The 25,085-nt window shown below is 63.8% G+C and carries 21 protein-coding genes; 11 read left to right on the top strand and 10 right to left on the bottom strand.

Annotation, left to right across the window (positions count from 1 at the left end):
- Positions 1 to 97 precede the first annotated feature (97 nt).
- A complete protein-coding gene (locus tag PALO_RS10965) occupies positions 98 to 814 on the top strand; it encodes a hypothetical protein (RefSeq protein ID WP_015583601.1) in 717 nt (238 codons plus the stop codon).
- 31 nt (positions 815 to 845) lie between these two features.
- On the opposite strand, the gene PALO_RS12630 is transcribed toward PALO_RS10965, so the two are convergent.
- The 4 genes from PALO_RS12630 to PALO_RS10985 form a co-directional block, all read right to left on the bottom strand.
- The gene (locus PALO_RS12630; protein ID WP_238137869.1) at positions 846 to 1,445 is read right to left on the bottom strand and encodes an SOS response-associated peptidase; all 600 of its coding nucleotides are present in this window, start codon (positions 1,443 to 1,445) and stop codon (positions 846 to 848) included.
- Between the two features lie 160 nt (positions 1,446 to 1,605).
- Positions 1,606 to 3,852 (bottom strand): 6-phosphofructokinase, encoded by a 2,247-nt coding sequence (locus PALO_RS10975; protein WP_187290359.1) that lies wholly within the window; start codon positions 3,850 to 3,852, stop codon positions 1,606 to 1,608.
- Between the two features lie 177 nt (positions 3,853 to 4,029).
- Positions 4,030 to 6,099: an NAD(+) synthase gene (locus PALO_RS10980; RefSeq protein ID WP_015583604.1), complete on the bottom strand. Its 2,070-nt coding sequence runs from the start codon at positions 6,097 to 6,099 to the stop codon at positions 4,030 to 4,032.
- Between the two features lie 39 nt (positions 6,100 to 6,138).
- Positions 6,139 to 7,044, bottom strand: coding sequence for a carbohydrate kinase family protein (locus tag PALO_RS10985; RefSeq protein WP_015583605.1), 906 nt, complete (start codon positions 7,042 to 7,044; stop codon positions 6,139 to 6,141).
- 218 nt (positions 7,045 to 7,262) lie between these two features.
- On the opposite strand from PALO_RS10985, the gene PALO_RS12955 reads away from it, so the two are divergent.
- Genes PALO_RS12955 through PALO_RS11000 form a run of 3 tightly spaced genes read left to right on the top strand, consistent with a single transcriptional unit; the run spans position 7,263 to position 8,928 of the window.
- A complete protein-coding gene (locus PALO_RS12955) occupies positions 7,263 to 7,964 on the top strand; it encodes a L,D-transpeptidase (RefSeq protein ID WP_015583606.1) in 702 nt (233 codons plus the stop codon).
- On the top strand, positions 7,961 to 8,536 hold the full coding sequence (locus PALO_RS10995; protein WP_015583607.1) for a hypothetical protein: 576 nt from the start codon (positions 7,961 to 7,963) through the stop codon (positions 8,534 to 8,536). Before PALO_RS12955 ends, PALO_RS10995 begins: the two co-directional genes overlap by 4 nt.
- Complete coding sequence (locus tag PALO_RS11000) at positions 8,533 to 8,928, top strand: hypothetical protein (protein ID WP_015583608.1); 396 nt, start codon at positions 8,533 to 8,535, stop codon at positions 8,926 to 8,928. The genes PALO_RS10995 and PALO_RS11000 overlap by 4 nt, the downstream gene beginning before the upstream one ends.
- Before the next feature lie 12 nt (positions 8,929 to 8,940).
- On the opposite strand, the gene ybaK is transcribed toward PALO_RS11000, so the two are convergent.
- Positions 8,941 to 9,429, bottom strand: a complete 489-nt coding sequence (gene ybaK / locus PALO_RS11005; RefSeq protein WP_004809850.1) for a Cys-tRNA(Pro) deacylase — start codon at positions 9,427 to 9,429, stop codon at positions 8,941 to 8,943.
- Complete coding sequence (locus PALO_RS11010) at positions 9,429 to 10,301, bottom strand: aminodeoxychorismate lyase (RefSeq protein ID WP_015583609.1); 873 nt, start codon at positions 10,299 to 10,301, stop codon at positions 9,429 to 9,431. Before PALO_RS11010 ends, ybaK begins: the two co-directional genes overlap by 1 nt.
- 138 nt (positions 10,302 to 10,439) lie before the next feature.
- Between PALO_RS11010 and PALO_RS11015 the strand changes: the two genes are divergently transcribed.
- Positions 10,440 to 11,087 (top strand): TetR/AcrR family transcriptional regulator, encoded by a 648-nt coding sequence (locus PALO_RS11015; protein ID WP_004809847.1) that lies wholly within the window; start codon positions 10,440 to 10,442, stop codon positions 11,085 to 11,087.
- Positions 11,087 to 12,433, top strand: coding sequence for an MATE family efflux transporter (locus PALO_RS11020; RefSeq protein ID WP_004809845.1), 1,347 nt, complete (start codon positions 11,087 to 11,089; stop codon positions 12,431 to 12,433). Before PALO_RS11015 ends, PALO_RS11020 begins: the two co-directional genes overlap by 1 nt.
- A gap of 71 nt (positions 12,434 to 12,504) precedes the next feature.
- Here the strand turns inward: PALO_RS11020 and PALO_RS11025 are convergent, their stop codons facing one another.
- Both PALO_RS11025 and PALO_RS11030 read right to left on the bottom strand, forming a co-directional pair.
- Positions 12,505 to 15,114: an ATP-binding protein gene (locus PALO_RS11025; RefSeq protein WP_015583610.1), complete on the bottom strand. Its 2,610-nt coding sequence runs from the start codon at positions 15,112 to 15,114 to the stop codon at positions 12,505 to 12,507.
- Positions 15,111 to 16,283: a metallophosphoesterase family protein gene (locus PALO_RS11030; RefSeq protein WP_015583611.1), complete on the bottom strand. Its 1,173-nt coding sequence runs from the start codon at positions 16,281 to 16,283 to the stop codon at positions 15,111 to 15,113. Before PALO_RS11030 ends, PALO_RS11025 begins: the two co-directional genes overlap by 4 nt.
- A gap of 259 nt (positions 16,284 to 16,542) precedes the next feature.
- Here PALO_RS11030 and PALO_RS11035 point away from each other — a divergent pair, with 259 nt between their 5' ends.
- On the top strand, positions 16,543 to 17,034 hold the full coding sequence (locus PALO_RS11035; protein WP_015583612.1) for a MarR family winged helix-turn-helix transcriptional regulator: 492 nt from the start codon (positions 16,543 to 16,545) through the stop codon (positions 17,032 to 17,034).
- 115 nt (positions 17,035 to 17,149) lie between these two features.
- Positions 17,150 to 18,556 carry an amino acid permease gene (locus tag PALO_RS11040; protein ID WP_015583613.1) on the top strand — a complete coding sequence of 469 codons (1,407 nt, stop codon included), beginning with the start codon at positions 17,150 to 17,152 and terminating at the stop codon, positions 18,554 to 18,556.
- Positions 18,557 to 18,585: 29 nt separating this feature from the next.
- Here the strand turns inward: PALO_RS11040 and PALO_RS11045 are convergent, their stop codons facing one another.
- Both PALO_RS11045 and PALO_RS11050 read right to left on the bottom strand, forming a co-directional pair.
- Entirely contained in the window at positions 18,586 to 20,124 is a 1,539-nt protein-coding gene (locus PALO_RS11045) for a chloride channel protein (protein ID WP_015583614.1), read from the bottom strand.
- Entirely contained in the window at positions 20,121 to 20,639 is a 519-nt protein-coding gene (locus tag PALO_RS11050) for a MarR family winged helix-turn-helix transcriptional regulator (protein ID WP_004809830.1), read from the bottom strand. Before PALO_RS11050 ends, PALO_RS11045 begins: the two co-directional genes overlap by 4 nt.
- A gap of 75 nt (positions 20,640 to 20,714) precedes the next feature.
- Between PALO_RS11050 and PALO_RS11055 the strand changes: the two genes are divergently transcribed.
- The 3 genes from PALO_RS11055 (at position 20,715) to glpB (ending at position 25,083) form a co-directional block, all read left to right on the top strand.
- A complete protein-coding gene (locus PALO_RS11055; protein WP_041710337.1) occupies positions 20,715 to 21,680 on the top strand; it encodes a 2-hydroxyacid dehydrogenase in 966 nt (321 codons plus the stop codon).
- A gap of 428 nt (positions 21,681 to 22,108) precedes the next feature.
- A complete protein-coding gene (glpA, locus tag PALO_RS11060; RefSeq protein ID WP_004809824.1) occupies positions 22,109 to 23,743 on the top strand; it encodes an anaerobic glycerol-3-phosphate dehydrogenase subunit GlpA in 1,635 nt (544 codons plus the stop codon).
- Complete coding sequence (glpB, locus tag PALO_RS11065; protein ID WP_015583618.1) at positions 23,740 to 25,083, top strand: glycerol-3-phosphate dehydrogenase subunit GlpB; 1,344 nt, start codon at positions 23,740 to 23,742, stop codon at positions 25,081 to 25,083. The genes glpA and glpB overlap by 4 nt, the downstream gene beginning before the upstream one ends.
- The last annotated feature ends 2 nt before the right edge of the window (positions 25,084 to 25,085 follow it).

Raw genomic sequence — 25,085 nt, forward strand, 5'->3', positions numbered from 1 at the left:
ACCATCCAGTTGTGCCTGGGAACGCCTAACATCGAGGGTGGAAAGGTCGGCACACCCCCAGCCGGACAAATGCATGCGAGTGTTTTCAGGTACCCCGTTGAAAGTTGCTGCCCTGGCCCTGGTCACAACGATGAGCTTGTCTCTAGCTGCGTGTGATGGCGGATCAAAGGCGGATGACAGTCACGCCAGCTCCGCAGCAGCTGATCCGCTGTTCAAGAAGGGGAAGGTCGACAAGGCGAGGTTCATCAAGGAGGTCAAGACCTCCATGGCGACGGTGAAGACCTACCGCATGGAGACCTCTCTGGACGGCTCGATGAATGGCCAGAAGATGAATATGAAGGCCACCACGGACTACGACGGCACGGATTCTTCCAAGCCCAAGGCTCACATGGTCACGACCAACCCTGAGTCGAGCGGGACCCTCGAGCAGGTGATCATTGACGATCAGACGTACACCAAGCAGGGGTCGAAGTGGCAGAAGACTCCCTCTCAGACCAAGAGCAAGAAGAACGATCCCGGCGACATGACGGTTGGATTCACCCAGGGGATCGACAACCTGACTTACGTCGGCAAGGAATCCCGAGGTCATCGTTACGACGCCACCGTTCCGGCGGCCTCCGGTAGTGCCACCCCGAGCGCGTCGTCGAGTACTGACCAGAAGAAGACCACTGGCAAGGTCACCTATTGGCTTGACGATGCCAAGCGGTTCAAGGGCATCAAGATGTCGATGCCGTCAGGGCAGGGCGGGGACATGGCTGTTGATGCCACCTTCTCCAAGTACAACGAGAAGGTGGAGATCCCGAAGGTCGCCTAAGTGCTGCCTCCCGACCCCCTGACGATAATCGTCAGGGGGCCGGTTCGATCAGACAAGGGTCGGCCGGGTCGATCCTGCTCACCGAGTTGACGCGACGATCGACCTGGTCGACCTTCAGTTCGTTCGCGATCAAGTCACGTGCCTTGCTGATGTGGGCGGCCAGTCCCCGCGCCTGGGTCGCGTCGAGGCGGGCAGGATCGAGCCACTCGTCGAGGTCGTCGGTGAGGAAGACCGGCATCCGATTGTGGACCTGGCCAGCGGCGTCACGGGAGGGAGCGGTGATGATCGCTACCGTCGTCTCGAAGCCGGCGTCGATTTTTCGCGTCGCGGCGATGGCTGCTGCACTCAGGAGTCCGGACCCATGTATGTAGTGGGGAATTTTGTCACCGCGCTCCCCGGTCCACTCGAAATACCCCGTCATGGGAACGACGCAGCGCTGGGAGGCCATCGCGGTACGAAACATCCCATTGGTGGCGATGGTCTCGAGGCGTGCGTTGATGGGGCTGGGCCCTGGATTCTTCGCCCAGCCGGGCCGGAACCCCCACCTCGCGGGGCGAGGACCCGGGTGACGTCCTTCTGGTGGAGGGTAAGAACGATCGTCGACGGGGCGATGGAGTACCGCGGCTGCCAAGGGATGGCGAGGTCACCGCCATAGAGGCGCGCGACCTTGTCGCCGTCCATTCCGAGACTGAAACGTCCGCACATGTGAACCAGATTGCCACGGGCTCGGCTGGTCGGACCTGCGCGTCACGAGGAAGCGTCGCGTAATGAACCTGGCTAGGTGTCCGGGATCAGCGCACCTCGTCGGACACCGTTCGTCCCACCGGCGACATCGTCAGCCACCACTGCTCGCGGGGACGACGGTGAGCGGAGTCGACGAGGGAAGGCATCGTCTCCATCTTGCTGGGGCGCATGTCCGATTCGTTGACACCGATGAACCACGGCCCGTCCTGGTGGGCGGCCAACTCGTCGTCAATGAGGTTGAGAGCGCGATACGCGAGACGATTGGCCAGCAACCGGTCGAAGGGAGAGGGCGACCCACCTTGCTGCATGTGCCCCAGCACCACCTGGCGCACGTCGTACATGCCGTGGGATTCCTCCTCCAGCAGTCGAGCGATGAAGTCGGTGGTGTAGTTGCGAGAGGCGTTCTCGTTGCGAACGGCCAGGAAGAGACGTCGTCCGTGGGCGAAGGACTCCCGCAACCAGTGGACGTCATTGGCCAGATCGTCCAGGGAGATGCCGTCCTCATTGGTGTAGATCCGCTCGGCACCGGCGGCGATCCCGGACATCAGGGCGAGGTATCCGCAGTCGCGCCCCATCGTCTCGACGACGAAGCACCGACGCGAGGCGATGCCGGACTCCTTGATCTTGTCCATCGCCTCGACGATGACGTTGAGGGCGGTGTCGGCACCGATGGACAGCTCGGAACCGGGGAGGTTGTTGTCGATCGAGGCCGGGATGCACACCGTTGGGATGCGGAAGGCGGGGTAGCGGTCCCGTTCCGTCGTCATGGTGTGGATGCCTTCGTAGGCCGAGTATCCGCCGATGACGAGCAGGGCGTCGATGTGGTTGTCCTCCAGTGCGCGGCTGACGGCGTAGAGGTCACGGGTGCTCGGGGTTTCGCGGCGGGTGCCCAGCTCAGCGCCGCCTTCCCCGGCCCAGCCCTCGACGTCGCCCCAGGCCAGTTCCGACATGTCCCCGGCAGCCAGGCCGACGAATCCGTTGTGGATTCCGATGACGGTGTGGCCGCGAGAAATGCCCAACCGGACGGCCGCGCGGGCAGCAGTGTTCATGCCCGGGGCAGGGCCGCCGGCATGCATGATCGCAATCCGCTTGCGGTCGGCGTCCTCGACTCCCTCGGTCTCGGTGCGAGCCGGCTCGCTGAGCTCGGTGAAGATGGCGTCCATCTCGACGAAGGAGCGTCCCCTCATCCTCATGGCCTCGTTGTAACGCCCCTGCTCGATGAGACCGGGCACCGACTTGGTGTCGGCGACGGCCTTGACCAAGGGTAGACGGTGGATACGGTTCGCGCCGGTTCCGATGACGCGTCCCTCGGCCTCCGGGGTCGTCGAAAGGACCTCGTGAACGGCGTGGTAGCCGAGCCAGGTGGAAGCCCAACGGTCGTAGGCAGAGGGGCGTCCGCCGCGCTGGACGTGGCCCAGGATGGTGACGCGGGCGTCCTCCCCGAGCTTGTTCTCGAGGACCTGACGGACGTACTCGGAGGTGATGCGGTTACCGGCGCGATCGGTGGCTCCTTCGGCGACGATGACGATCGAGTCCCGGCGCCCCGACTGTCGGCCGCGCTTGAGCTCGGCACACATCCGATCCTCCCAGCCGTCCTCCGGTGGGCGCTCCGGGATGAGCACATAGTCGGCTCCACCGGCGACTGCCGCCATGAGGGCGAGATAGCCGCAGTGACGACCCATTACCTCGACGACGAAGGATCGCTGGTGGCTGGCGGCGGTGGAGGTGAGGTCGTCAATGGCATCGACGATGCGGTGCAGAGCCGTGTCCGCGCCGATGGTCATGTCGGATCCAACGAGATCGTTGTCGATGGAACCGACGAGTCCCGCGATCATGAGGGAGGGGTGCTCGCGGGCCACCTCGGGGCTCACCCGACCCGTGTCGACAAGTTCGGCGACGAGATCGGTCCACTCGGTGCGCAACACGTCCAAACCAGTGAGCGAACCATCGCCACCAATGACGACGAGACGATCGATTCCGTGCTCCAAGAGGTTCTGAACGGCCTTCAGCCGACCTGAGCGTTCACGCATCGCCTTGCAGCGGAAGGTGCCGATCACGGTGCCGCCACGGTTGAGGATCGAACCGACGTCATCCCATCCGAACTTCCGGATGCCGTCGCCTCCGTCGATCATGCCTTGGTAGCCCTCGTAGATCGCATAGACCTCGGCTCCCACGCTCAATGCAGAGCGCACCACGGCGCGGACAGCGGCATTCATGCCCTGGGCGTCGCCACCGCTGGTCAGGATGCCGATGCGCAACCCACGACCGTCGGGGAGGGTGGGGGTAAGCCTCAATTCGTCATCAACACGCACAGTTCAATATTGCCGCGTCAGAGTGGCCGGAGGGTGAACTGTGACGGTGGGGACGGTGAGTCGGGGATTTTCGTCATCGGTGCGGTGAGCGTTCGGTGTTGCGGCGGGGAGGGGGACCCTCGGGCTGGCCATTTTCCCCAGGGCACAGGTCGTCAGGGCTCAGGAGTGCTCGTCGGGAACCGTCTCGAGGTCGTCCATCCAGGCCCGGGCCACGGCGTCGGACGGCATTCGCCAGTCACCGCGCGGGCTCAGGGACCCACCGGCGACGACCTTGGGTCCGTTGGGCAGGGTGGAGCGCTTGAACTGGTTTCCGACGAATCGACGCAGGAACAGCCGTGTCCAGTCCTTGATGGCTGACAGGTCATAGGAATGGCGGTCCTCGTCATGGAACCCGGGTGGCCAGGACCCCACCGAGGCGTCACGCCAGGCGTGGTGGGACAGAAAGACGATCCGGCTGGGACGCATCCCGTGGCGCAACAGGTGGTAGAGGGTGAAGTCCTGCAACTCGTAGGGGCCGATCTTCGCCTGGGTGGACTGGATCTTCTCTCCGGGGCGAGCCGGGACGAGCTCGGGGGAGATTTCCGTCCCCAGCACGGACTCCAGGACGACATTGGTGGCTTCGTTAAACTGGCCCGACGAAATGCACCACCGGATGAGATGCTGGATGAGGGTCTTCGGCACGCCGGTGTTGACCCCGTAGTGGCTCATCTGGTCGCCGACGCCGAAGGTGCACCACCCCAGGGCCAGCTCGGACAGGTCTCCGGTCCCCAGCACGATGCCGCCTCGCTGATTGGCGATGCGGAAGAGGTAGTCGTAACGCAGACCAGCTTGGACGTTCTCGAAGGTGACGTCATAGACGTCAGCCCCGTCACCGGCCGGGTGCCCCATCCCCCTGAGCATCTGGGTGGCTGCCGGGCGGATGTCCAACACCTCGCAGGGAATGCCGAGTGCCTGGCACAGGTCCAGGGCGTTGTTCTTGGTGTGGTCGGTGGTGGCGAACCCTGGCATCGTGAAGGCGAGGATGTCGGTGCGGGGACGGCCCATCTGGTCCATCGCCTTGGCTGCGACGAGCAGGGCATGGGTGGAGTCCAGGCCACCGGAAACACCGATGACGACTTTGGGTGACCCGATTGACTCGAGGCGACGACGCAGCCCGTAGACCTGGATGTTGTAAGCCTCGTAGCAGTCCTGGGCGAGCTGGTCTGGCTCGTTGGGGACGAAGGGGAACCGGTCGACGGGTCGCTCGAGACCGATGTCCTCATGAGGCGGGGCGAGAATGAAGGTACTGGTCCGCCAGCCCTTGTCACGAGAATGGGAGAGGGCATTGTCGTCGAAGGAACCCTGACGCATCCTCTCCTGACGCAACAGATCGAGGTCGATGTCAGCGAGGCAGTACCCCGGCTCGGGGGAGAACCGGTCGGTGGCCGCCAGTAAGGAGCCGTTCTCGTAGATCATCGTCTGGCCGTCCCAGGACAGGTCGGTGCTCGACTCCCCAGGGCCAGCGGCCGCATAGACGTAGGCCTGTAGATTGCGCGAGGACGTCATCTTGCACAATTCGTGACGCTGGCGCGATTTTCCGACAGTGATGGGAGACCCCGAGAGGTTGACCTCGAGGACGGCCCCCGCGAGCGCGGCCTGGGACGACGGGGTGACCGGAACCCACAGGTCCTCGCAGACTTCCACGTGGAAGGTGAGATCGGGCAGGTCGGAGGCCTGGAAGAGCTGGTCCGTGCCGAAGGGGACATCGATCGATGCCACGTGAGATTTCTGTCGCCCCGACAGGTCGATGATCCCGCTGGTGCCGGCGCCGGCGGCGAAATGACGCTTCTCGTAGAACTCCCGGTAGTTGGGGAGATAACTCTTGGGCACCACGCCGAGCACCTGGCCGCGGTGGACGACGACCGCACAGTTGTACAGCCGGTTTCCTCGCTGCAGGGGGGCCCCGACGACTACCACCGGGAAGAGGTCGCGGGATGCCTGACGCAGGGTCTCGATGGCGTCGAGAACGGCGTCCAGGAGGACGTCCTGGAGCAGCAGGTCGTCGATGGCGTAGCCGGTCAGGCAGAGTTCGGGGAAGACGGCGACGGCCACGTCGCGGGAGTCGAGCTCCCGGCAGGTGTCGAGAATACCCGCCATGTTCGATGCCGGGTCACCGATGTGCACCGTCGTGGTGCATGCTGCGACTCGTGCGAAACCTTGGTCATATGCCGAGTGGAAGTTCCCCTTCATGGGGCCAGTCTCGCAGAATCCGGGGTAGGGAAGCCCGGTTCACACCAGTTCGCTGCTACGCGGGGGATTTGCGCCGGCTCGGGAGACCGTGATGGCAGCGATATGGGCCGCCCTCTGCATCACCTGGCGAAGGATGCGAGCTTCGATGCGCCCCAGGTCGACGCGGTGCTCGGCCCCTAACAGCCCGGCAGTCCACAAGCCGTCAATGGTCGCTGACATGAAGGAATCCCCGGCGCCGACGGTGTCGACCACGTCAGCTCGCTCCCCGGGGATGCGAATTTCGACACCAGAGGCCGTCATGGCCACCACGCCGTGTTCTCCCATCGTCAGGATGCCAATTTTCGGCCCCAGTCCCATCCACTCCGTCAACATTTCGACGGGGTCGGAGCCTTCCCCCAGCCATGCCAGGTCCTCATCGGAGGCTTTGACGACGTCGGCCAGCCGGACGAACTGTTCGACATCGTGGCGGGCGGTACTCGGGTCGCCGAGGAGGCTGGGTCGGCAATTCGGATCGAAGGTGATCGTCGCTGAGCCCCGGGCGGTGGCCACCGTCTCGGCCACCACCTGGCGTCCCGGAGCGATTCCGCACGCCAAGGATCCGGTATGGACGACCACGCAGTCGTCGGGCATCTGAACCGACGGCAACGCCCACTCGAGGTCGAAGTCGTAGCTCGCCTGGCCTCCCGTCAGGGTGGCGGTGGCCGTCGACGTGCGATCGGCTCCGCGTGAGGACCTGCTGAGACGGACGTTGTCGGCCCCGACGTGGGCTTCGATGCTCTGACCGTGAGAGTCAGGACCGATCCAGGTCGCCAACTCGACCTCGCGTCCCAAGCGCGCCAGCCCAACCGCGACGTTCATGGGCGAGCCCCCGGGGTGTTCACTCACCCGCCCAGCATCATTGACGACGTCGATCAGCGACTCCCCGATGACAAGTGCGGTGGACATGGTCTCTCCTCCCGGTGCTGCGTCCAGTCTCTCGCACCTCCCTTCGCTGTACTTCGCAGGGCCCAACCAGTTTTCTGCTAGCAGCGTTGCATTCGAATAGCCGCAGTGCGGTCTCTAAACTGGCTTCGATGATCACCTCCGGACATACCCCGCACCCAGAACCGCGCGCCGGCTCTGGCCTCTGGCGTAGCGGTGGTTTTCTCGCTGCCCTGGTGGCAATGGTGTGCTTGGTCGCTGGCTGCGGATCATCCACGCCGACAGTGACGACGTGTATCGATTCCGTTCCGGGCGCGGGTGATCTTCGTGCTCGTCATCGCTATCCCGTGACGTGCCCGACCGCTTCTCCCGAGTTGACGGCCAAGGCGTCCCCGAGTGAGGAGGCCCCGGACGGACCGACTGACAAGGACGGTGCCGACGAGCCCGAGGACTCCGCCAGTCCCCAGACCGACGAATCGAGGCCCTCGATTCCCAGCCCAACTCCACGTCCCGCATCCCTGGCGGTGGGTGAGAAATCCTCGGCAGGCGCTGGAACCTATGTGCTGTGGATCAAGGCGGAGAATCACGTCTACCTCGTTGAGGACGGTGTGGTGAAGCGCGCGATGCTCACCACCGCGGAGCCGTGGAAAACCCCGGTCGGGGACTATGAGATCGAGTACAAGGTTCAACATGCCGCATCAACCGAGGATGGCATTCGCTGGTACATCCCCAATTTTCTGGCTTTCTATCAACGCCCGGGAGCGATCGGCCACATTGGCTTCCACCAGATTCCGTGGGACGAGAAGACTAAGAAACCTGCTCAGCCTGTCTACACCCTGGGCATGCCGGGGTACTCGAGTCACGGCTGCGCGAGGTTGGCTCCGAAGGACTCGGAGGCCCTCTACTCCTTCGCTCACGAGGGTACGAAGGTGAAGGTGCGGTGAGCCGTCGGCGCGACGAGGAGAACACCCTCGACCTGAGAGCGCGGCTGGGCCACGACGTCGATCAGGGCGATCCAGACACCCTGGGGTCGACGACCGAATCTGCCCGGGTCGGTAGGTCTGCCGGTGCTTTTGTCGCGGTAATGGCCATCACCGGACTGGTGTGGGGTCTCAGCCTGGCGATATGGGCCGTCACACCTGGGGCCAATGGCACCAGCGGAACGATGCCGGTACGCGGCTGGTTCGGCAGCCTCCTCGTCGGTCTGCTCTACGCGATGGGCGTGGCAGTGATCCTCATCATCCCAGTCGTCCTGCAGGCAGCTTTGCTGGGTGCACGGCTGGAGCAGCGGAGGAGCCAGCGTCTTGCAGGTGGAATCGTCGGGGGAGCGACGGTCCTCCTGGGGGCAGCCGGTCTTTTCGCCTTGATACCGATGCTCTCAGCGGTGGCCGAGGTGACGTGGCCTGCCCTCCTGGTAGCGATCGGGCTGGGGGTCTGGTGGGGGCCGTGGGTCATAGAAGGGCACCGTTCGCGACGAGGCCGTGACGGCAGCGGTGGCCTACAGTGTGAGTCATGACACAGAACACCCCTGTCGTTCCCGCCCCTCCCAAGGCCCTGACGATCTCTGCTTGGATCGCGGTCGCGTCCGTGATCATTCAGGCTGCGTTGGCCTGTTTCATGCTCTCCGGTGTTCACGGGCTCGGCGACGTGCACATGGGATTTGGAATTCTGACCTTGGTGGCCGCCATCGTGGCTGCGGTCCTCGCCGTCATGTGGAAGCGTCGCGGTGGGGCCTCGTCGATCGTTGGTCACGCGGTTGGTATGGCGGTGCTGATCCTTGTCCAGTACGGCCTCGGCGAGATGAGCAGCGGCGGTGCGGTCAAGTGGATCCACGTGATCCTGGGCGTCGTCATCGTCGTCGGGCTGCTCGCTCTGCCCCAGTCGATCGCCAAGTCTTCCCGGAAGTGACGCAGGCTGGCGTCAGCAGGTTATTCTCGCCGTCGAGGCCCCGGTGACAGCCATCAGGTCTGATGGTGACAATTCCACCGACAGCCCGCGACGCCCGCCTGACACCAGCACTCGCGGCTGCTCCATCACCGATTCATCGATGCACGTGGGCAGCCGCTTTTTCTGTCCAAGTGGCGAAATCCCCCCGACGATGTACCCCGTTGAGCGCTCGGCTGCCGCGGGGTCGGCCATGGCGGCTTTTTTCGCACCCATCGCGGATGCGAAGGCTTTGAGGTTGAGCTGGCCACTCACGGGGACGACGGCAACGGCGAGTTTTCCCGAGGGAGTGAGTTCGACGACCAAGGTCTTGAGCATGATGGCCGGGTCGAAGCCGAGCTTTGCTGCTCCCTCCTCGCCGAAGTGGTGGTTCGCAGGGTCGTGGTCATAGCTGTGCAGAACATGAGCCACCTTGGCCTTGACAAGGGCTTTGGTCGCGGGTGAGGCCGAGTCGGAGGCGGGCATCACTCCTCGAATCCGGCCCACACCCGCAACCGGTGGGTCATCTCGTCGTCCTGGGGAGCCGGGTGGCCGTCAATGCTCAGGATGGGGACGACGCCACGAATGGACGACAGCAGCCAGACTCCTTGGGAGCGCAGCACCTCGTCGCGCTTCATGAGACGGGTGGAAGTCTCGACCCCGTCGTCGTCAGCGGCTTCGAAGACGGTATTGACGGTGATGGAGCTGAGGATCCCAGTTGCGCCGGTGGGGGTTGTCCACAGTCCGTCGGCAGCCTCGACGACCAACCCAGAGGTGGCCCCTTCAAGCAGATAGCCCTCGGTCGAGGTGAAGATGACGTCGTCAGCGCCCTGGGACTTGGCATGACGCAGTGCCGCGACGTTGACGGCATAGGACAGGGTCTTGACACCGCCGAGAAGCCACGGTGCATCGGCGAAGGATTCGCTGGTGACCCCACGCGAAAGGCACAGCACGTCGATCCCTTCCCGCTCTTCCTTGTGGGTTTCGGAGAGGGGAACGATGATGAGGAACCCTCGTGGAGGTCCCGGGACCACCTCGCGACCGGTGGTGTAGACGAGTTTGAGGGCGGCCTCTCCGGGGATGCGCCAGCTGCGCGCAGCGTCCTCGATGAGGTGATTCCACGAGTCCATGTCGGGCAAGGGTCCGTCCACGCCGGAAATTGATCGAGCGAAGCGGGAAAGGTGTTCTTCGAGATGATCAATTCGGGACGTTCCATCCTGGGCGGTCACGATACGAGTCGTGTCGAAAACTCCGTCCCCACGCAGCAGTCCGAGATCGTCTCCATGGCACACCATGGTCGAGGGCGGCACGACCCCTTCGCCGAGTATGGCTAGTAGATATGGAACACTTGAACTCATGCGTTCAGCCTAGTTGAGTGGAAGTTGGGTGGTCACAGAGGTTGCCCTTCGCGACCACAGGAATGTCACGTATGGTTGGGCGTCGATATTCAGCCAGTTTGGCTGATGTCATATTACTAACGGACTGGGAGATCATTAATGACGGAGTCGTATCGCTCGTCGCAGACACGTCAGACCTACCATCACGGCCATCTGCGTGAGGCCCTTGTGGAAGAGGGCTTGGAGATGGCTCGCAGTGGTGGCGCCGAGGCGGTCGTGCTCCGTGAAGCGACTCGCCGAGCTGGCGTGTCACCCAACGCGGCGTACCGTCACTTCACGAACCGCGAGGCCCTTCTCGATGAGGTGGGCTTGGCGGCTGCCGACCAGATCGGCCGTAGGATGCGTGAAGCTGTGGCTGAAGCTCAGCCTGAAGACGATGAAGCTGAAGCAGTTGCCCAGCTGGTGGCTGCGTGCCGCGCGTACCTTGATTTCGCCCTGGCAGAGCCGGGATTTTTCGACGTCGCATACCGCATTTCGGATGCCGGCCTCGACATGATCGAAACGGATCGGTCGAAGGCACCGAATTTGCCCGACTCGGTCATCAGAGATGTTCTCGCCGACCCCGACATCAAGCTCTCGGAGCGAGTCGATGTGCGCGACCTCGCCATCCTGCTGTGGTCGTTGCTTCACGGGTTTGCCTCGCTGTCGACCTCCGGTCCGTTGCGTGGTGAGAAGGCCTCCGAGCGAGCCGAGAACGTCCTCAACATCATTCGTGCCTCCCTACGTGGTGCGATTGCTCGAGCCTGATGGCTCGAGCGAGTCGCAATACGGATTTCCAGGCTGAGACCGGGTATCGCCAGATCCTGAATCTGGCGATACCCGCTTTCTTGTCCTTGGTGGCTGAGCCGCTATTTCTCGTCGCGGATTCTGCGGTCGTCGGGCACCTGGGCACTGCCCAGTTGGCCGGCCTCGGTGTTGCGTCGGCAGCCCTGACGACGTTCACGGGTCTTTTCGTTTTCCTCGCCTATGCGACAACGGCCACCTCCTCGCGCCGGATGGGAGCGGGGGACCGCCATGGTGCGGCTCAGACCGGTGTTGACGGACTCTGGCTGTCCCTCATCATCGGAATCCTCGTCGCGATCATGCTGGTGGTCATTCCGACGACGGTTGCCGGGTGGTTCGGTGCCAGCGGCGTGGTCGCTGAACAGGCCGGACGGTATCTGCGCATTACTGGTTTTGGTGTGCCCGCCATGCTCGCAACGATGGCCGTCACCGGGGTACTGCGAGGATTCCAGGACACCCGGACGCCCCTGGTCGTCACCGTCATCACCTTCAGCCTCAACCTGGTGCTCAACCTGTGGTTCGTGCTCGGAATGGGTTGGGGGATCGAGGGATCAGCAATTGGCACCCTGATCTGCCAGATTGCCATGGCGGTGGCCCTGGTGTGGGTGTTGTGGAGACGTACTCACGGTCTCGACCTGAGCCTCGTGCCTCATTGGGGCGGTATCGCCTCGAGCCTGCGCGATGGCATCCCGCTGCTCATTCGTACCCTCGCGCTGCGGGCTGCTCTCTACGTGACGACGTGGGTGGCGGCACGAGCGGGAGCTATCACCATGGCTGCCTACCAGGTGACGATGACGATCTGGAACCTGCTCCTCATGACGATGGACGCCCTCGGTATCGCTGGTCAGGCCCTGACGGGAGCGAGTTTGGGAGCTGGCGACATTCGCCGCACACGGTTGTTGACCGGCACCATGACTCGGTGGGGAGTGTGGGCCGGAGTTGTCATTGGGGCGCTTCTGGCGGCATCCCACCAGTTGGTTCCCGCCATCTACACGAATGATCCGGCAGTTCACCGGGCGGTGGCGGCTGGTCTTCTCGTCGTGGCCGTTGAACAGGTCATCGCCGGGCCGGCTTTCATTCTCGACGGAGTGCTCATCGGAGCAGGTGACGGCCGCTGGTTGTCGAGAGCCCAGGTGGTGATGTTCCTGGTGTATCTGCCGATGGCATGGGCGGTTCATCTTTGGGCGCCAGCTGACCCGGCTGCTGCGGTCGTCTGGTTGTGGATCGCCTTTGGTGGGTTCATGGCCGTGCGCTGCGGGATTCTGGCCTGGCGGGCTCACGGGGATGCCTGGATGCGGACCGGGGCCTGAGCGAGCCTCGATTGGCTCGTTGGTCCGAGGTCGACGGGCTTCGGACCAGCCTCCCCACGCGACGGAACGGCTCAATCGAACCGAACCTGCTGGGCCCCAGGAACCGAGTCGTACCTCTCAGGAGCACTGGTGAGCACCACGATCTGACTCGTTCGAGCCCCTTGGGCAACCTCGGTGAGGATGTGCCTGACCCTCACTGGGTCCGAGTAGACCAAGGCATCGTCAAGGATTACGGGAACTCCGTCATCGGGGTCAATGAGGCGGGCCGCGGCCAGTCGGACCACCAGTCCCAGCTGTTCCCGGGCTCCCGATGACAGCTGATCCCACTCCAGGCGTGCGCCCCTCAGTTGGCGAGCCACCACCGTCAGAGTGGAGTCGATCTCGACGTGGAGGTCTTGACCAAACACGGCCCTGCCGATCCGGTCGATCTCGCTGGTGAACGGGGCCACGTAGGACTGACGCACTTGGTCGAGGTGACGGCTGAGGGTTTCGTACAGCAGCCTCGTCGATCGTGCTCGGCTTTCCAGCCCGGCGACACGTCGGGAGAGCTGGTGTTTCTTGCTGGCCAAGGTGTCGACGTCGGCCTGGCGTTCCTGGCGGCCCAGGCCAAGCAGCTGGCCCTTGAGCTCCAACTGACGGTCGGTGTCCTCCTTGAGACGAGAGGTTGCCTTGCTGAGGGCCAGCTGGCTTCCCTCTGCCTCGGCATGGACCTGGTCGGGGTTGCGTTCGGCAAGGGCAGCTGCGGCGCGTTCGGCGTCGGCCTTTGCGACGCGATCCTCCTCCTCGGCGATCGTGAGAGCCTCGGCCAGGTCGCCGTCCGGGATGGCCTCCCGTGCGGTGGCAAGCTCCTCGACGAGTCGGGCGACGGCCTCGGCCGCGCTGTCGAGGTCGATATTGGCGCGGAATGCCTTCTCATGGGTCTCGCCGCGACGTTTGTCCACCGCTTTGAGGCGGGCCTGGGTCTGGCGTTCAGAGTTGCGCGCTCCGTTGGCCTTGGCGACGGCGTCGTCCTCCAGCTTCTGGGCCTCTGCGGCCGTGAGGGTAACTTCCTCGCTGGCTTGATCGGCGAGCGCCTCGAGCTCCTGGATGGTGTTCTCGCCCTGCTCGCGCTCCAGCTGCTCTTTCCAGGAAGCGAGGTTCGACTGGAGGACCTTGCGCTCGGCCATGCGGGCCTCGGCCTGTTCCAGGCTGGCCACGCCGAGCTCCGCGAAGAGGGACACGACCGCTTGGTGTGCCGTCTCCGCGTCGCGTGCCAGGTTCATGACCTCGGAGGTGGGGGAGATTCTCAGTCGCCACGCATCGCCCATCTCCATGACGAGCTCACCGTCGATGCTGCGCTGGCTCGTCTGGCCGACAGGCAGATCAAGTGTGGCGCCGTCGATCCGTAGGGGATCTCCCTCGTCCCGATGCTCGATGATGAGCTGGGTGCTGGCCAGCGCCGCTGCTTCCTTGGCGATGGCGTCGGTTTTGGCGGCTTCCTTGAGTTTGGTCAGCAGCTGGCTCGTCACCTTCTCGGACTCGAGACGTTGCTGTCCGTCGGAGAGGCGCTCCCTGAGCTCGATGACGCGGTCCAGTTGCTTGCGCGCCTTTGCGGCCTCCTCACCGGCTCGTACAGCGGCGAGGGTACGTCGTGCTCCCTCCTCCGCAGTCTCGGCCTCGGCGACCTTGGACGCGGCGTCGTCGAGGGCGCTCTGGGTCTCCGCGAGTTCAGCGGCTAGCGCTCGGTCCTTCTCGGCATTCTCGACGGCCACCTGCTTGCACTGTTCATGCCTCTCGCGAGCCTCGGTGAGGCTCTCAACGAGTTTGACTCGCACCCCGTGAGCGGATGTGGCCTCGGCGTGATGCTGCGCCGCCTCCTTGGCAACGCGACTGGTGGTCTCAACCTCCTTCTCCAGCTCGGTGAGACTGTCGAGAGCAGCTTTGGTCTGCTGACACTCGGCCATCTTCGATGCCACGACGTCGTGGTCGTGGCTGATCTGCTCATTGATCCGAGTGAGAGCCTCGACGACCTCGTCAACCTCCTTGAGACGTGTCGAAGCCTCGTCGAGTGCATGGCTGACGGCCTCCAGCTGCTCCCGTTCCTGGAAAGCTCCCTTCCGTTCCTTGCCGGTGGTGGGTTGGTAGTACACCTCGTACTCGGCACGCACTCGGTCCATGAGACCGCCGATCGAACCCTCGTCGGGCTTCTGACTGCCTGTCTGCTCGAGCGCTGCTGTCAGAGCCTTGGAGGAGTCCAACCGCAGTGGCGACAGACCGCTGGCCTGCATGAGACGCAGGGCATTCCACAGCGTCATGTCCGCTCCGGCCAGCAGGGTTTCCATCGTTTCGACGGCCTCGTCCCCGGTGACGATCTGTCCGGCCCGCGGGCCTGAGATGAACCTCAACCAGGATTCCTTGTCCCTGAGGAAGCTCTTGCGGTGGGCAAAACGATGCTCACCGATCGTCATCTCGGCCTCGACGACCACCGGAAGTGAGGTTCCGTAGCGCTGGGCCTGTCGAACCTCCTGTGCCCGGGAGGAAGCCTTGTACTTGGTGCCGAGGACGAGGTCCAACGCTTCAACCATTGAGGTCTTTCCGACCTCGTTGGGGCCAGTCGCGACGACGATTCCAGTATCGGGCAGTTCAAGGGTGCGGTTCTCGATGGCCTTGAAGTTCTCGACGTGGATGCGATGCAGCTTCATCGTGTCACCTCCGCAGCGCGTGTCGACGGGTTCTCCGCGTTCACGAGCCGGTGCAGGAGGGTCAGGGCTGAGACGGCGTCCTCATTGGTGGCACACATGGTCGACAATTCCTCAGCAGCATCCCTCACCCAGCTCGGTAGGTCGGCATCGGCCAGGCTGGCGTCGTCTTCGACGACCGTGAGATCGTGGCGGTTCTCACTGGGCTCCAAACTGGCGAAGACCGTCTCGTGGTCGGCGATGATCTCGTCGAGCTCGGCCTTCTGGGAGATGGTGAGCTGGCCGTGCAGGTCATAGCGGATGATGGTGCGGTCCCGGTGATCGAAGGAATTGAACCGGTCCCTCAGAGCTTCCAGATCTGCCTCGCCTGCGACCTCCTGACTGACTCGCGCGTGCAACCAGGTGCCAACCTTGATCGTCTTGCAGGTGAGCGGGTCGTCGAGGTCTACGACGACTGCGGTGCCGACGGTGTCCTCGTTGAAGCTCGTCGTCTCCTGGGTGCCGCTGTAGCGAATTGCAGCGTGGTCATCGCCGACCGGCCATGCGATGTGGCGGTCTCCCAGAGCGACGTAGGTCAATGCGCCACGGGCAGTGGCATCGTCCAGGGGAGCCCGCGAGATGAGAGCCTCCCGGGTGTCACCGGACAATCCCTCCAGCTGGCCGTGGCCAACCAGGATGCGAGGGGTCTGAGTAGGCTCCAGGCTGGTGGCGAGTTCTGCCAGCGGATCCGTCGATGGATGCCGAGTTGTCAGGGGAGCGGCGACGATCTTCGCGATGACGGAGCCATTGGCGTCAGTGACGTCGACTTCTGACCGGTCACGCAGGACGCAGACATTGTCAGGGCAGCGACGGGTGAATTCCGTTCCATCCCACAGACATCCGGGCTCAAGGCTGTCGTGGTTTCCCGGTAGTAGATAAACAGGCAAGCCAATGGAGGCCATCGCCTCACAGCTGCGGGCGATGATTTGAGCAGAAACGTTCTGGGTCTCGAAGACGTCGCCGGCTACGACGACGAAATCGCACTCTTCCTGCCGGGCGACCTCGCCCAGCCTGCGTACCGTCTCGATGCGATCGGCAGTGAATCGTGCCTGCGGGTCATCATCGCCCCGCTTGGACAGGTAGTGCCGAGTCATCCCCAGCTGCCAGTCCGAGGTATGGAGGAATCTCGTCATGGCAACATGATAGGAGACGACCCGGACACTTCTGTGCGACGAATGTTCTGGCTTGTCAGGTGAGGATTTAGTGGAGTTCTGGCAATCAGTTCTGCTTGACAGCGTTGATGTCAGTCATGTGATTCTCCTTGTCCTCCATATGCTCCGGTTGATATGGCAACTCTCATGACACGAGAAAGGTGATACGTCAACACGGGACAGTTTCGGTAGGCCCAAGGGCGCCTACCGGGCTCCTATACTCAGGAATGAAGGAGGCACAGTGACAGAGGATCGCACCGTTTGGCTGGATGACCACCAACAGCGGGTTTGGCGCCTGTGGTTGGAGGTGACGACCGCTCTGCCAGCCGTGCTCAATCGTCAACTGTCGCGCGACTCACAGCTGTCCGTGCAGGACTTTGAGGTCCTCGTCCGGCTGTCGGAGACCGACGACGAGGAGATGAGAGTCGTCGCACTGTCTGAGCACATGGGATGGGAACGGTCGAGGCTGTCCCATCACCTCACTCGTATGGAGAAGCGCGGTCTCATCGAGCGTCGCATCTGCTGCTCCGACGGCCGAGGAGCCATCATCCACCTCACCGATCAGGGGAGGACAGCGCTGCAGCAGGCCGCTCCAGGTCATGCGGCCTTGGTGCGTCGGGTTGTCTTCGGTGGTTTGGATCATGGTCATCTCAACGACCTGGAGACCATTCTCAGCCGCATCTGCGACGGCCTCATCGAGGAGGAGAGGAACCAGCTGGCCGACCCCGAATGACCGCAGCAGATGTGTCGAGTCAGTCGTGCCCCGTCCCACCTACGGAAACAGCAATCTCCAGACAGTCGACCCGGCCTTAACATCAGCCCCACCCACACGTAGGTGAGGAGCGACCATGGCCACACAGATGACGGGCGTCACGCGGACGCCCACGGGCCCCGCAGGAGGCAAGCCCCGGATGAAGGGCCGTCATCTCGTGATGATGAGCCTGGGATCGGCTATCGGGACCGGGCTCTTCGTCGGCTCTGGCAAGGGGGTTGCGGCGGCCGGTCCGGCCACCTTGATGGCGTACGTCGTCGCCGGTCTGCTCGTGATCGCCATCATGTACATGCTCGGCGAGATGGTTGCGGCCCATCCCGATTCCGGTGCCTTCTCGGTCTACACCGCGCGAGCCATGGGCCCGGCCGCCGGATTCGCAATGGGCTGGGTCTGGTGGATCGAGTTGGTCATCGTCGTCGCGGCCGAGGCGATCGCAGCGGCGTCAACCCTCGTCGCGATGTGGCCGGTAGCACCGGTGTGGCTACTCACACTCATCTTCCTGGTCGTCCTGACGGCCGTCAACCTGCTCGGGGTCGACCGATTCGGGGAGTTTGAGTTCTGGTTCGCCCTGTTCAAGGTGGCCGCAGTCCTTGTGTTCCTCGTCGTCGGCGTACTGCTCATCTGTGGTGTATTGGCAGCCCCCGCGGCCGGAGCGTCCAACCTCGTCGGACACGGTGGATTCATGCCCAATGGGTGGTCCGGTGTCGCGGCCGCCCTCCTCATGGTGACCTTCAGCTTCGGTGGCATCGAGATCATGGCCGTGGCCGCCGCGGAGACCGAGGACCCGGCGCGCAATGTTTCCCGCGCGGTGCGGACCATCGTCTGGCGAATCCTGCTCTTCTACATGGGATCGGTGGCCGTCATGGTCATCGCAGTTCCCTGGGACGACCCCAAACTCGGCACCTCCCCCTTCGTCGCCGTGCTTGATCGCGCCGGTATCCCAGCTGCTTCCGAGATCATGACCCTGGTCATCGTGCTCGCCCTGCTCAGCTCCCTCAACGCCAACCTCTACGGCGCAGCCCGAATGCTCGGCTCCCTGGCTGAGCGAGGCATGGCTCCCCGCGCCGCGATGCGAACGAGGGGACGTTCGGTGCCTGCAACGGCCGTACTCGCCAGTGTGCTCTTCGGATTCTGCTGCGTGCTGGCGACCTTCAAGTGGGGTGACACCGTGCTCGACACCCTGCTCAACATCGTCGGCTCAACGATTATCGTCACCTACTTCTTCACCATTTGTTCCCAGTACGTGCTGCGTCGTCGGGTCGAGCGCGAGGGCACTCCGTTGCCGATGCGAATCAAGGGATTCCCAGTGGTGTCCTGGGTCTCGATGATTCTGTTGGCGGGCATCGTCGTGCTGGGGATGTTCGCTCCCGAAGTGCGCGCCCAATTGCTGTCAACGGGGGCTCTCGTCGTCGTGCTGTACCTCGTCGGAATCGCCTGGTCGCGCCATGATGGACGCAGCCCGTTCCGCCCCACGACTGACTGAGATCAGACTGGCGTGCCGAGAACCGGCTTCTACGGCAGGGTGGTCGTCTTTCCGTCGGTTTTCTTGGTCGCCGGCTTCTTGATGGACGGCTTCGGGCTGGCCGCCTCGTCCTCGGACCTGGCTTCGGCCGGCTTCGTGACACGACCCATGGCGTGGACACGACGACCCTCCAGACGGTCCTTGAGCTGGGAGGTGTAGATCGAGGTGTCTCCGACGACCCGTCCAGCCACGGCGACGGCGATCATGCCGGGGGCCAGCATCGACAGGTTTCCGGTCATCTCGCCAACCATGAGAAGCATGCCGAGCGGGGCGTGGGCCACCGATCCGAAGCAGGCAATCATGCCGACGATGACGAAGCTCATCGGGGAGGAGGGAATGCCCGGAAGCCCCTCGAGAAGACGCCACAGCGCAGCTCCGGTAGCGCCGCCGATGACCATGCCGGGGCCGAAGACGCCACCCGAACCGCCTGAGCCGATCGACAGGGTCGTCGAGAGGACCTTGGCGAACGGGATGGCCAGCACCATGAGCAGGGGCATACGCATGAGGTTGTCGGCGAACATCTCCTGTTGTACCGATCCGTAACCGGTTCCCAGAGCAGCCGGAATGACCAGGCCGAGTAGGCCGACGCCGAGGCCACCGATGGCCGGGACGAGCCAGCCGGGAACCTTCTTGAGTCGGTCGAAGAACTTGGTGCCGCCGTAGAAGACGTTGACGTAGAACTTGCCCATGAGACCGGCAGCCAGACCGAGCAGGACGTACCAGATGAGCTGTAGGGGCTGGGAGAACTGCACCCCACTCAGCGATCCGAAGATTGGCTCGAATCCGTAGACCGATCCGAAGACGACGAAGGCGACGATCGAGGACACTAGGGACGGCATGATCGCGTCGGACTCCATGTCGTCGCGATAGAGCAGCTCAGCACCCAGCAGGGCGCCACCCAGAGGAGCGCGGAAGATCGCTCCGATACCCGAAGCGGTTGCTGCCGAGACGGCGATGCGGGCGTCCGGTGTGGCGATCTTGAGCTTCTTGCACAGCGAGGAGATGGCGGTCGCACTGATCTGGGCGGTGGGGCCCTCACGTCCACCAGAGCCTCCGGAACCGATCATGAGCGACGAGGCGATGATCTTGATGACCGCGACCTTGCCCCTGAGCGCCGTCGGGTCGTGATGGACAGCGTGAATGGCGTTGTCAGTGCCGTGGCCCTTGGCAGTGGGAGCGACGAAGTACACCAGGATGCTCGAGACCAGCGCGCCACCGGTGACGACCAGTGGGATGGCCCAGGGCCGGGTGAGGCCGGTTCCCGGATTACCGTCTCCCTCACCGAGGGTGCCCGGCGGGGTGTATCCGCCCAAGGTCTCCAGCAAGTAGTGGGTGCCGGTTTCCAGGCAGAAGAAGAAGATGATGGCGCCGATGCCCGAGACGATGCCGATGACCGTGCCCATGAGCAGCCATCGGTTGAGGGAGTCTCGGAAGGCCTTGGGCCGGTGCGGGACGAGGGCACGGCGCAGACGTCTCAGACGCTTGGCCAACGCGGCCCGTGCCTCGGGATGGACGGCGGTCTCGGTCATTGCTGGCTGGAGTCCTCTGCACAGGAGCGGTTGGAAGTGGGAGTGCCGTGGCCACTGGCCTCGGCGGCGCGGGTGAACAGGGTGAACCCGGTGACGACGGTCTCGATCTCTCCCGGCTCCAGCTGGCTGAGCAGGTCAATGAGCTGACGTCGACGATGTTCGTTGACGTCTTGCACCAGCTTCGAGCCACGTGGGGTGAGGGAGAGCACGTTGGCGCGACGGTCATCAGGGTCGGGGGAGCGGTCGATGAGGTTCTTGGCGACGAGGCGTTCGACCATCCGCGCGATGGTCGAGGAGTGGACCTCCAGGTCGCGAGCCAGGTCGACCCCGCGTGTCACCCCTGCGTCGATGAGAACGAGAAGTCGGTACTGGGGGGCACTGACATCCTCGGCAAGCTCGGCGAGGGACCGGGCCGCGACGTCGACGAGGGCCCATGACGCCTGCAGTGCCTTCTCGACATCGGCATGGTTGGGGTTCAGCCCCTCCGATTTCGTTGCACCCTGCGACATCTGCACAGCGGAATTGTTGCACACTGCATCAATTTGTGCGACGCCCTGTTTCGATGGGTCGTGTTCACCTACAGTGATGCCATGGCTCGCATCATCGTCACCGCACCGCAGCTCATGTCCGTTGTCAACGAGGAACTCCCCGGTCACGAGATCGTGGGCGGCGACCATTTCATGGATCGCCAGGAAATCGCCGACCAGATCGTCACCGCCGACGCACTCCTGACCAGCTTGTCCGACCCCCTCGACGCCGAGATGATCGGGAAGGGTGAGAAACTCAGGGTCATCGGACAGTGCGCCGCAGGGTTCAACAACATTGACCTTGACGCCGCCAGGCAAGCCGGAGTGGTCGTGACCTCGACCCCAGGTGTCCTCCATGAGGCCACTGCTGATCTTGCGTTCACCCTGCTGCTCGAGGTCACCCGCCGCACCGGCGAGGCGGAGCGTTGGGTGCGTGCCGGCAAGGCCTGGCGTTACGACCACACCTTCATGTTGGGTGCTGGTCTGCAGGGAGCCACCCTCGGCATCATCGGCCTGGGACAGATCGGCGAGGCGATGGCCCGACGCGCTGCTGCATTTGGCATGAACGTCATCTACAACGCCCGTCACGAGAAGGATGTCGCAGCGATCGACGCCGTCAATCCGAACACCCAGCCGACTCGTCGTGTCGAGCTCGACGAGCTCCTCGCCGCCTCTGACGCCGTCTCCCTGCACTGCCCGCTCACCGACCAGACCCGCCATGTCATCAATGCTGACGCCCTGGCCACCATGAAGGAGACCGCCTACCTCGTCAACACCGCACGTGGTGCCTGTGTCGACGAAGCTGCTCTCGTCCAGGCTCTCAAAGCTGGGTCGATCGCCGGTGCCGGCCTGGACGTGTTCGAGGACGAGCCGACGATCACTGGGGATCTGATGACGATGGAGAACGTTGTGTTGTTGCCGCACATCGGATCAGCTGCCCTGCCGACCCGTGAGGTCATGAGCCGGCTGGCTGCGCGCAACATCGCAAAGGTGCTGTCGGGGGAGTCGGCCGAGACTCCGGTGGAGTGACCCGTTCGCTCACAGCGTTGCGGCAGCAAGTCCGATTTTCGGCGGCAGGACCCTGCTGTCGGGAGACCTGGCCCAACTCTGTCCTGTGACAGCGAGGAGACCACGTGATGACGCGGTAGGAATTGTCCCAAGGTGAGGATGGGTGGTTATTCACACAATTGTCCTTCTTGTCTTTCTGCTATTTAAACAAGTTATTTTTTGCCTAAATTGCGACGCTGGAGGCGAGGTGTAATCGGGTGAAAACCGCGCCATGAAGCCGTTTGCACGTCCGTTCCCAAGAGTCTGCGTGAACATGCACAAAAGCCGGTTCTGGTGGTTGTGGCCCATTGTTTTCCCTAACCTTGAGAAGTACCTGGCAACGGTGGCGGGGCACCGAGAACCCCTTGCGCCACACCCCACATGCCGGATGGTTTCGAAGGGAGCATTCAATGAGGACCATGGACGCAGACGTCGTCGTCATCGGTGGCGGTGCCACCGGTGCGGGCGTCGTGCGGGACGTCGCGATGCGTGGATACCGCGCCGTTCTGTTGGACAAGGCCGACCTCGGCCAAGGGACGACCGGTCGGTACCACGGCCTGCTCCACTCCGGTGGCCGTTACGTCGTGTCTGATCCCGGGTCGGCGACGGAGTGCGCCGAGGAGAACGCAATTGTCACTCGCATCCACGCCGACGCCGTGGAGAAGACCGGTGGACTCTTCGTGGTCACCCCGGAGGACGACCTGGAGTTCTCCGATCAGTGGATCGAGGGTGCCAGGAAGTCGAAGGTTCCCTTCGAGGAGATCTCCACTGCTGAGGCGCTGCGCCGCGAGCCCCGCGTGAACCCCGGCATCAAGCGTGCCTTCGCCGTTCAGGACGGTTCGGTCGACGGCTGGCAGATGGTCTGGGGAGCTGCTCACTCTGCCATCGAGTACGGCGCCAAGGTGATGACCTACACCGCCGTCACCGAGATCATCCGTGAGGGAGACCAGATCACCGCGGTCGTCGCACACGACCTCAAGCACGACGAGCAGATCCGCATCGACTGCAAATTCGTCATCAACACCGCCGGCCCGTGGGCCGGACGTATTGCCGAGCTCGTCGGCTGTCACGACGTCGATGTCGTCCCCGGCCGCGGCATCATGATCGCCATGAATCACCGTCTGGTGAACACGGTTGTCAACCGCTGCATCTACCCGACTGACGGCGACATCCTCGTACCGGTGCACACCGTGTCGATCATCGGCACCACTGACGTCAAGGCTGACGATCCAGAGCGTCTGTCCATCCCGCGCAACGAGGTGCAGCAGATGCTCGACTCCGGCGAGGCTCTGGTCCCCGGATTCCGCGAGGCCCGTGCCGTGCACGCCTGGGCCGGTGCCCGCCCGCTGTTCAAGGACAAGCGAGTTGCCGCTACCGATACCCGTCACATGTCCCGCGGTATGAGCATCCTCGACCACGGTTCCCGCGACGGTGTCAATGGCATCGTGTCGATCATTGGTGGCAAGCTCACCACCTACCGTCTGATGGCCCAGAACGTCGTCGACGTCATGTGTGAGCAGCTTGGTGACGACCGCCCCTGCCGTACCGCCGAGGAGGCCGTACCCGGTTCGACCGTCGGCAAGAACTACCTCATCACCCATCGTCTGGGTGAGAACGAGGAGCGTCGCGCCAGCACTGGCCTGGTTCGCGGTGGCGACCCCGAAGCCGTCCCGATGTCCGAGAAGCTCGACGACCAGATCATCTGTGAGTGTGAGCTGATGAGCCGCAAGATGTTCACCGACTTGCTGGCCGAGCAGCCCGACGCCACCTTCGACGACCTGCGTCGTCAGCTGCGTCTGGGCATGGGCCCCTGCCAGGGCGGCTTCTGCTCGATGCGCGCCACCGGCGTTGCCGTCGAGGAGGGTAACATCGACGCCGAGCGCGCCACCGGCCTGCTGCGTCTGTTCCTCAAGAACCGTTGGATTGGCCTGTGGCCGATCCTCTACGGCGAGCAGGTTCGTCAGACTGTCCTCGACGACTGGATCTTCCAGGGCACCTTCGACGTCGAGCACCTTCCCACCCCGCAGCAGGAGGTCGAGCTGTGAGCACCGCAACCGTTACCACCTCATCGCCGACCTCCGACCGCTTCAAGGCGCCGCACGTCGTCGTTGTCGGATCGGGCCTGGCCGGCCTGATCACCGCCCTGCGTCTTCGCCGTGGTGGCGCCCGTGTGACCCTCGTCACCAAGGGTGTCGGCGGCCTGCAGCTGGGCCAGGGCACCATTGACGTCCTCGGTTACACCCCTGAGCGCGTCGAGAAGCCTTACGAGGCCGTCAAGAAGTACGCCTCCGAGCACCCCGAGCACCCCTACGCCAAGATCGGCGTGGAGGCTGTCAAGGAGGGCATCGACTTCCTGCGGGAGGTCGTCGGTGAGTCCTTCCTGGTCGGCGACGCCGAGTCGACGATCAATTTGCCGACCGCTGTTGGCGCGATCCGTCCCACCGCCCTGGTCCCGCCGTCGATGATCAACGGCAACCTCAAGGACGGCGACAAGGTCGTCGTCATCGGTCTGGCCCAGTACAAGGACTTCCACGCAGGCCTCATCGCCCAGAACATCGATCGCACCGAGCTGCCCGGCGGTGGCCACGCCTCCGCCCGCGCCGTCGTCGTCGACTTCGAGCCCCGCAAGGGTGAGTATGACGCCACCGGCCTGAACATGGCGCGCTCCCTCGACAACGCTCGTGCCCGTCGGATGCTGGCCGAGGGCCTCAAGGGATTCGTCAACCCCGGTGAGATCGTCGCCCTGCCGGCTGTCCTCGGCATCGACAACCACGCCGAGGTTCTTGCTGATTTCAGCAAGATCCTCGGAGCCAAGGTGTTCGAGATCGCGTCCCTGCCGCCCTGCGTGCCAGGCATGCGTCTCAACAACAAGCTCGTCGTGACCGCCAAGAACGAGCGCGTCGATTACGTGCTCGGCTCCAAGGTCACCGGTTGCAAGGTCGTCGACGGCAAGGTCGTTTCCGTGCATGTCGGCACTGCCGGCGCCGGCAAGGACATCAAGGCGGACGCCGTCGTCCTCGCTGGTGGTGGCTTCGAGTCCGGAGCCCTCAAGCTCGACTCCCACGGCAAGCTGCACGAGACCATCCTCGACCTCCCGGTCACCATGCCGGAGGGCGTCGAGGAGGAGGGCCTGGTCCACGGCGACTACTGGGGTTCCCCGCAGCCGCTCTTCTTGTGTGGCGTCGAGGTGGACGAGAACATGCTCGTCACCTACCAGGGCAAGCCCGTCCATTCCAATGTCTACGCTTCCGGTGGCGTGATCGCCGGCGCCACCAGGTGGCAGGAGAAGTCGGGTGAGGGCATCGCCCTCGGCTCGGCCATCAAGGCCGCCGATGCCATCCTGTCGTCGGTCGGGGCAGCTGCTGCGACCAAGGAAAGGAACTGATC

The organism is Cutibacterium avidum 44067 (assembly GCF_000367205.1).
In the GTDB taxonomy this organism is placed as follows: Bacteria; Actinomycetota; Actinomycetes; order Propionibacteriales; family Propionibacteriaceae; genus Cutibacterium; species Cutibacterium avidum.